The 7,945-nt window shown below is 76.7% G+C and carries 6 protein-coding genes; 4 read left to right on the top strand and 2 right to left on the bottom strand.

Annotated features, from left to right (window positions below; genetic code table 11):
* Together AC0IW9_RS19650 and AC0IW9_RS19645 are read right to left on the bottom strand one after the other, a co-directional pair.
* The coding region (locus AC0IW9_RS19650; RefSeq protein ID WP_471649988.1) for a YjbH domain-containing protein at positions 1-538 on the bottom strand (538 nt) is incomplete at its 3' end.
* An 8-nt stretch (positions 539-546) separates the two neighbouring features.
* Positions 547-3,480 carry a polysaccharide biosynthesis/export family protein gene (locus AC0IW9_RS19645; protein ID WP_471649987.1) on the bottom strand — a complete coding sequence of 978 codons (2,934 nt, stop codon included), beginning with the start codon at positions 3,478-3,480 and terminating at the stop codon, positions 547-549.
* An 18-nt stretch (positions 3,481-3,498) separates the two neighbouring features.
* Here AC0IW9_RS19645 and AC0IW9_RS19640 point away from each other — a divergent pair, with 18 nt between their 5' ends.
* The 4 genes from AC0IW9_RS19640 (at position 3,499) to AC0IW9_RS19625 (ending at position 7,944) form a co-directional block, all read left to right on the top strand.
* Positions 3,499-5,205: a heparinase II/III domain-containing protein gene (locus tag AC0IW9_RS19640; protein ID WP_471649986.1), complete on the top strand. Its 1,707-nt coding sequence runs from the start codon at positions 3,499-3,501 to the stop codon at positions 5,203-5,205.
* A 90-nt stretch (positions 5,206-5,295) separates the two neighbouring features.
* Positions 5,296-6,141, top strand: a complete 846-nt coding sequence (locus AC0IW9_RS19635; protein WP_471649985.1) for a hypothetical protein — start codon at positions 5,296-5,298, stop codon at positions 6,139-6,141.
* Positions 6,141-7,361 carry an O-antigen ligase family protein gene (locus AC0IW9_RS19630; RefSeq protein WP_471649984.1) on the top strand — a complete coding sequence of 407 codons (1,221 nt, stop codon included), beginning with the start codon at positions 6,141-6,143 and terminating at the stop codon, positions 7,359-7,361. Before AC0IW9_RS19635 ends, AC0IW9_RS19630 begins: the two co-directional genes overlap by 1 nt.
* Positions 7,354-7,944, top strand: coding sequence for a sugar transferase (locus tag AC0IW9_RS19625; RefSeq protein ID WP_471649983.1), 591 nt, complete (start codon positions 7,354-7,356; stop codon positions 7,942-7,944). The genes AC0IW9_RS19630 and AC0IW9_RS19625 overlap by 8 nt, the downstream gene beginning before the upstream one ends.
* The last annotated feature ends 1 nt before the right edge of the window (position 7,945 follow it).

Genomic DNA, 7,945 nt, shown 5'->3' with positions numbered 1-7,945 from the left:
CGCCCACCCCGACGGTGCGCGGCCGCACCCGGTCGCGGCCGGACAGCGCCCCCAGCGGATTGCCGAAATCCGCCCCGGTCCCCAGCCGCCCCCAGCCGAGGCCCAGCGTCATGTCGAGGTCCCAGACCCGCTTGGAGGCGACCAGGTATTCCCCGGCATAGAGCCCGGTGCCGATCACGTCCTGCGCGCCCATCGCCAGCGCCGGCCGCCAGGCGCTTTCCTCCCAGAGCCGCGCCTTGACATCCAGGGCGCGGTCCGAGGTGGTGCCCCGCCCCGCCGTCGCATCCAGCCGGTCGGTCAGCCGGAAGGTGGTCTCGAGGAAGGGCAGCGCCTGGAAGGTGAGGCTCCAGAATTGCCGCTGGTGGCGCAGTGCGGCGCCGGCCTCCAGCGTGCCATCCGGGCGGAAGCGGGCGTTGCGCATCTCGATGAGGCCGACCCCGCCGTAGTCGGAGGCGGTGGCGGGCACGTCCTGCGCGAAGGCGGGCAGCGCCGCCGCCGGGGCCGCCAGCAGCAGGCCCAGAAGCGCGCGCAAGCGCATGGGCCGGCCTAGCGCGCGCCGGTGCGCACGATGACCGCCAGCGCCGCGCTCGACAGCGCCACCTGCGACAGCACCTGGGTCACGTCGCGCAGCAGGCCCCAGCTTTCGTAGGGGGAGGGATCCTGCGGCACGACCACGGTGCTGCCGGGCGGAACCGGCGGCCCGCCGGCCTGCCAGGCGCCCAGCCCGGCGGGTGCGGATTGCCCGTTCGGCAGCACCACGAAGGCCCGCTTGCCATCGGCGAAGCGCTGCTCCCCGCCCGCCGCCCGGACGTAGTCGCCGGAACGCCAGCCGGTGGCGAATTGCAGGCTGCCGGGGTTCAGCACCGCGCCCACCACCGTCACCTCGTTCGGCCGCTTCGGCATGGCGATGAGGTCGCCGGGTTCCAGCAGCACGTCGAGGTCGGGCCGCCCGGCCAGCACCACCGGGTTGCTCTCCACCACCATCCGCCCGGCGGCCCGGGCCTGGCGCAGCGACTGGGCCAGTTGCTGTCCCGCCAGGATCGCCCCGCCGAGATCGGCCGAGCCCCGCATCCCCGCCACCGCCTGCCCGGCGGCCACCTGCATCAGCCCCTGCTCCATCTCCCGCGCGCTGCGGTTGAAGCCATCCTGCTGGCGGTCCCGCACGCTTTCCCGGGTGAAGACGGCGCCATAGGGATAGGCCTGCGGCGTCAGCCCGCCGGCCCGCGCCATCACCTCCGATAGCCGCTCGCCGCGGCGGATGTCGTAGATGCCGGGCCGGACGAACTCGCCGGACAGCGTCACCGGCCCGATGTCCCGGTCGCCGAAGCCGCGCGGCAGCCGCAGCCCGTCGCGCGGGGACAGCCGCACCGCGGCGAAGTTGCGGGAGCGCAGGTCGAGCAGCGTGCGGCTCAGCGGCAGGGTGCCGTTCTGCTCCGCGGGTTCGCGGGAGAATTCGATGGTCGAGAGATCGGCGGTATCGGTCGCACCGCCGGCCGCGGCCAGCACCGCATCCATGCCGGTGTCGTCGAGGATGGGATAGAGGCCGGGCAGCCGCACCTCCCCGGTCAGCAGCACCGACTGGTCGACCAGGAAGGGCAGCAGGGTCGGGTAGTCGAGGAAGAGCTGCGGGCAGGGCAGCCGGCCGAAATCCGGGAAGCCGGCGCTGCGCGCATGGGCGAAGCGCTGGCGGGAGGATTGCGCCGCGACGGTCAACAGCACCAGCGCCTGGCAATCCAGCGCCGGCTGGCCGGGGTCGGGGGGCGGTAGCGCAGGTGGCACGTTGGCCGCCGTCGCCCCGGCCGCCGCGGTGGTCCCGGCCGCCAGCGCCTGCCCCGGCATCCCGGCGATCGCCGGCAGGCCCGGCTGCGGCGCCCCCGGCTGGGATGCCCCCGGCACCGGCGCATCCCCGCGCAGCGCCTGCTGCACCGTCGGGCTGGCGAGGAACAGCACGTCGCCCAGGCCGAGCAGGATGACCTCGTCCCCCTCCGCCAGCGGCATGTCCGCCTGGCCCTGCAGGACCCGGCCGAGGTCGAAGGGCAGGAAGCGCCGCGCCCGGGTCCGCGCATCCGTCCGCCAGACCAGGCCGAGCCGCACGTAGGGGTCCGGCCGCACCAGCCGCGGGTCGCCCAGCAGCCCGCGCAGGGTCTGCCCCCGGCCCGTCGCGGCGCGGACCAGCGGCGCGCCGACATGCCCGGCGAGGCGGATCTGCTGCGCCAGCACGTCGGAGCCCGGCTGCACCATCAGCGCATCGCCGCGCCGCAGCAGGTCCCGCGCGCCCATCTCGCGCCAGGACCGGCGGCCCTCGGCATCGGTCGTCTGCAGCAGGAAGCGGTTGCCGGCCGGCCGCATCGGCTCCCCGGCCAGGCGCAGCACCGCGGCCAGCGGCGCCTGGGCGGCGCCGGCCGGCAGCTCGTAGATCCCCGGCCGCATCACCTCCCCGCCCACCGCCACGACGCTGCCGAGCGGCGGCACCAGGATGCGCTCGCCCTCGCGCAGCCGCAGGTCCGGCGCATCCCCCTCCCCGGCCAGCACGGGATAGAGGTCCACCACGCGGCGGCCCTGCGGCCCCTCGATGCGGATGGCGCGCAGGCTGCCGGTCCGCTTGACGCCGCCGGCGGCCATCAGCGCATCCAGCACGCTGGCCATGGCCGTGAGCTGCTGGAGACCGGGGCGCAGCACCTCGCCGCCCACGAAGACCCCGGCCTGCCGAATCTGCCCGATCGAGACGAAGACCTCGGAGCCACCCAGCTCCCGCGCCGCCCGGCCCGCGAGGTCGGCGCGCAATTCGCGCAGGGTCCGCCCGGCGGCCGGGACCGGCGCCAGGTCCGGCAGCAGCAGCATCCCGTCGCGGCCGACCCTGAGGCTCAGCGTCTGCCGCGCCCGGCCGCGGAAGGCGAGCACCACCTCGTCGTCGCGGCCGATCAGGTAGTCCTCCGGCAGGGTGCCGAAGCCCGGCGCCGGGGCGGGGGCGCCGGGCTGGCTGCGCAGGCTCTCGATGCCGAAGAGCCGCAGCGGCGGCGGCTCGGCCACCCGGCCCTGGCCAGGGCGCGACGGGTCGCTGGCCAGGGCGCGGCCGGCGAAGAAGGCCTCGGCCGGGGAAAGCGGCTCCTCCACCGCCGGCGCGGCGGGCGCCGCGGGCGGCGGCGGCGGCCAGGCGGGGGTGGCGACCGGTCCTGCCGGCGGCGCCCCCGGCTGGCGCTGCGCCCCGGCATCCAGGATGCGCTGCATGATCTCCTGCTGCGCCCCGGCCGGCAGGCCGGGCAGCGGCGTCCCCCCGGGCAGGGTCGGCGGCAGGTTGCCCGGCAGGGCGGGCGGCAGGAGGTAGCCGCCCTGCTGCGCCGCCGACGGCAGGACTGCCGGCAGCAGCAGCCCAAGCGCCAGCAGCGGGGCCGCGAGCAGGCGGCGCAGAACGGAACGGCCAGCACGTCGCGTGTGAATGGGACCCTGCCCGGTAAGCGGCTTGATTCGATGATTAATCAAACCAAGTTCGTTCGTGCAATGGGATATATTTCGAAAGGGTTCCGGATTCTGGATGCGGCCTGCCTGCTCGGCGCCCGTCCGGTCCTGCTCGCGGCCTGGGACCGCGGCCCCATCGCCCGCGCCCTGGCCCGCCGCGCCCTGGCCGACCCGCCCGTCCTCCCGCCGGATGGCCCCTGGTGGCCGGAGGCCGCGCCGCCCCCGCCCGCCGGCCTGCCCGCCGCGCATCGCGCCGCCCTGCTGGCCACCGCCGCCGCCCTGGAGCCACCCGATTGGCACGGCCCCTTCGATGCCGCCGCCGCCGCCCTCGGCCTCGAGCTTTTCGCCCCCGGCGACATCCGACCGGTCTGGGAGCGCAACCGCTGGGCCGAGCTGCCGCTGCTCGCCCAGGCGGCGCGGCTGGACCCGGCGGGTGGCTGGTCCGCCCGCGCCGCCGCCCGGATCACCGATTGGGCCGCCGCCAACCCCGCCTTCCGCGGCCCGAACTGGGCCTCCGGCCAGGAAGCCGCGCTGCGGGTGCTGCACCTCGCGCTGGCACTGGGCCTGCTGGAGGCGGCGCCGACGGCCGCGATGCGCAGCCTGATCGCCCTGCATGCCCGGCGGATCGAGGCCACCCCGGCCTATGCCATGGCGCAGGACAACAACCACGCCGTCTCGGAACCCGCCGGGCTGCTCGCCTGCGGCCTGCTGCTGCGGGACCCGGCCCGGGTCGCCACCGGGGAGGCCAGGCTGGCCGCCGCCTGCCGCCGGCTGATCGCTCCCGATGGGGCCTTCGCCCAGCTCTCCACCGGCTATCACCGGCTGCTGCTGGACGTGCTGGCCGTCACCGAATGGCTCCGCCGCCGCCACGGCCTCAGGCCGCGGCCCCAGCCGGCCGCGGTCCGCTGGCTGCACCGCCTGGTGGACCCGGCGACCGGCGCCACCCCGCGCCTGGGCCACCAGGATGGCTCCGCCTTCGCCGACCTGTCGCTGGCCGGCCCCGCCGATGCCCGGCCCAGCCTGCAACGCGCCGCCCGGCTGCTGGCCGGCCGGGGCGATGGCGCCGACCCGGGCTGCGCCTGGCTCGGGCTGCCTCCCATGGCGCCGCTGCCGCCGCCCGAGCCGGCCTGGACCAGCGCCGGGCTGCGCGGCTGGCACGAAGGCCCGGCCCGCGCCTTCCTCCGCACCGGCCCGCTGCGCTTCCGCCCCGGCCATGCCGACCTGCTGCACCTCGATCTCTGGGACGGGCCGCGGGCGCTGCTGCGGGATGGCGGCACCGGCGCCTACAACCCTTGGCATCCCGCGCTGGCTGCGGCGGCCGGCCACAACACGGTCGAATTCGACGGCCGGGACCAGATGCCGGCGCTCTCCCGCTTCCTCCATGCCCGCTGGCCCCGTGGCGGGCTGCTGCCGGAGGGCGGCTGGCTGCGCGACCACCGCGGCAACCGCCAGGAACGCCGCATCCGCGTCGAGGGCCGCTGCTGGACCGTGGAGGACCGGCTCGCCGGCCCCTGGCGCAGCGCGGCGCTGCGCTGGCGCCTCGCCCCCGGCCCCTGGCGGCTGACCGCCGAGGGGGCCGAGGGCCCCTTCGCCCGCCTCCGGATCCGTGCCGATGGGCCGCTGACGCTCGGCCTGGAGACCGGGGAGGAAAGCCCCGCCTATGGCGTCATCCGTCCGGTGCCGGTGCTGGTCGCCCGCTTCCGCCGCCCGGTCCGCCGGGTGGAAACCCGCATCCGGCTTCCGGACTGATTCCATATTGAATCGATATCGCATCGTGTCCTAGGCTGGGGCATGCCGCTCGATCAGCTTCTGCACGGGATCTGGTTGCGGCGCTGGCCCATGGTCCTGGCCACCGCGCTGATCCTGGCGCTGGGCGCCACCCTCATCCTCGCCTGGCCCCGCCATTACGTCGCCCAGGCCATGGTCGCCCCGGCCGAGACCTCCGGCGTCGCCACCTCCACCCTCATGTCGCCGGCGCCGCTGATCCAGGGCGGGCTGCTGGACAACCGGGCCAGCGGCAATTTCGGCATCTACCTGGATGCGCTGCGGGCGCCGGAGGCGGCGGCGATGCTGGCACGGGAGACCGGCCTGCTCGGCTACCTGACCGCCTTGCGCAGCGCCGGTCCCATGGGCGTCCTGCGCCGCCACCTCGGCTGGCGGATCGAGGCCGACCTCGACGATGCCGAGGCCTGGCTGGACCAGCGCTTCAGCGCGACCCAGGGCATCGCCACCGCGACGGTCACCCTCGCGCTCGAGCACCGCGACCGCGCCGCCGCGCTGGACGCGCTGCAACGGCTGCACCGCCTGGCCGAGGCCAAGGTCCGCACCGACCTGCTGCAGCAGGCGCAGCAGCGCATCGCCGCGATCGAGGCCCGCCTTCTCACCGAGCGCGACCTGTTCCAGCGCGGTGCCCTGTTCGACCTGCTGGGCGCGCAGCAGCGCATCGCCCTGGTGGTGGCGGCGGACCAGTCCGTCGCGGCGCGGCTGGTCTCGGCGCCGATGGTCGAGATCCGGCCGTCGCTGCCCAACCGTCCGCTGCTGCTGCTGCTGCTCGTGCTGGTCGCGCCGCTGGCCACGGTCTTCGGCGCCGCCTGCCTGGTCCTGCTGCAAAGGCCGGAACGCCGGCGCCGCATGGCGCAGATCGAGCTGCCCCTGCAGGGCGGCTATGGCGCCGGGGCCGAGTGATGCGTGCCGATGCCGCCCTGCTGGCCGCCGGCACCGGCGCCTTCGCGGCGATGCTGCAATTCGCCGGGGCGCTGAAATCCCTGCCCGGCCTCGCGGCGCTGCCGCTGGACCTCACCCTGCTGGCGGCGCTGCTGCTGCTGCCCTCCCTCACGCTGCTGCTGCTGGCGCGGGACTGGGAGGTGGGGCGCGGCCTCGCGCTGCCGCTGCTCGGCGTCGCCGGGCTGCTGGTCTGGCTGGTGCTGGCCGGCACCTGGTCCGGCTCCCGCCTCGTGCTGGCGGAGAAGCTGCCGCAGGTCGTGCTGCTGGGGCCGGCGATGCTGCTGGCAGGGCTGCTGGTCGGCGGCGATGGCCCGACCCTGCGGCGCTTCGCCGCCGCCGTCATCGGCATCGGCCTGCTGGTCGGCGCTGGCGTCGCCTGGGGCCTGGCGACGGATCAGGTGGTGCTGGGCGGCACGGTGGGCGCCGATCCGGGCCGCACCCGGGTGCAGTACCAGCTCGCCGGCCTCGCCATCGCCTGCGCCGGGGGCCTCGCCGCGCTGCGGCTGGCGGAGGCGCACGGCCTGGGCCGGGCCGGCTGGGCGCTGGCGCTGCTGGCGCTGGCCGCCGCCTCGCTGGTGCCGGGCGGGCGGGCGGCGGCGCTCGGCCTCGCCCTCGGCGTCGCTGGCGCCCCGGCCCTGCGCTTCTGGCTGCTGCGGCGGCCGGGCGCGGCGCTCGGCTGGCTGGGCGGCATCGCCCTGGCCGGCGCCGGCGGCCTCGCGCTGCTGCTGGCGGCGCCAGGCGACCTGGCCGCGCTCCGCACCCTGGACCGGCTCTTCGGCGACCCGACGGAGGCGACGCCGGCCCGGGTCATCCTCTGGGGGGAGGCGCTGCGCTGGGCGGGGATCGCCGCGCCCTTCGGCCTCGGCACCGGCGGTTTCACCCTGGCCGCCGGCAGCGGCGACGACCGCGGCCTGCATCCGCACAACCATGCGCTGGAGGTGCTGGCGGAAGCCGGGCTGCCCGGCCTGATGTTCTGGCTGCTGGCCTTCGGCGGGGCGGTGGTGCTGGCCCTGGCCCGGGCCGGCCGCGTCGCCCCCGGCCGCGCCGCCCGCGTCGCCGCGCTGACCCTGCCGGTGGCGCTGACCGCCATGGTCTCCACCGACCTCGGCAACCGCATGGTCTGGTTCGCCCTCGGGCTGCTGCTCTCGCTGGCGGTGGAGGCGCGGCCGAAGCATGTATGAACGGGGCGGCAAGCACTGCCTGGACATGGCCGGCGCCGCGGCGCTGCTGCTGCTGCTGGCCCCGGTCCTGGCGGCGACGGCGCTGGCGGTGCTGGCGGCGCTCGGCCGGCCCGTGCTGTTCCGGCAGGAACGCGCCGGGCGCGGCGGACGCTGCTTCACCCTGCTGAAATTCCGCAGCATGGCGGCCGGCGAGGCCCCCGATGCCGCCCGGCTCGGCCGCTTCGGCCGCGCCCTCCGCGCCAGCGCGCTGGATGAGCTGCCGCAGCTCCTCAACGTGCTGCGCGGCGAGATGAGCCTGGTCGGCCCGCGCCCGCTGCCGGCCGCCTATACCGCGCTGTATTCCCCCGGCCAGGAGCAGCGGCTGCGGGTCCGCCCGGGCCTCGCCGGGCTGGCCCAGGCGGCTGGGCGCAATGCGTTGCCCTGGCCCGCCCGGCTGGCGCTCGATGCCCGCTACGCCGCCCGCCAGACCCTCGGCGGCGACCTCCGGCTCATCCTCCGCTGCGGGTTGCTGGTGCTGCGCGGCCATGGCAGCACCGCGCCCGGCCATGCCACGATGCCGGCCTTCCGTGGCGAGGCCGAATAGA

This window comes from Belnapia sp. AC561, from assembly GCF_979252845.1.
The sequence above is the reverse complement of the archived record's forward strand: the minus strand, read 5'-3'. Positions and strand labels throughout refer to the sequence as shown.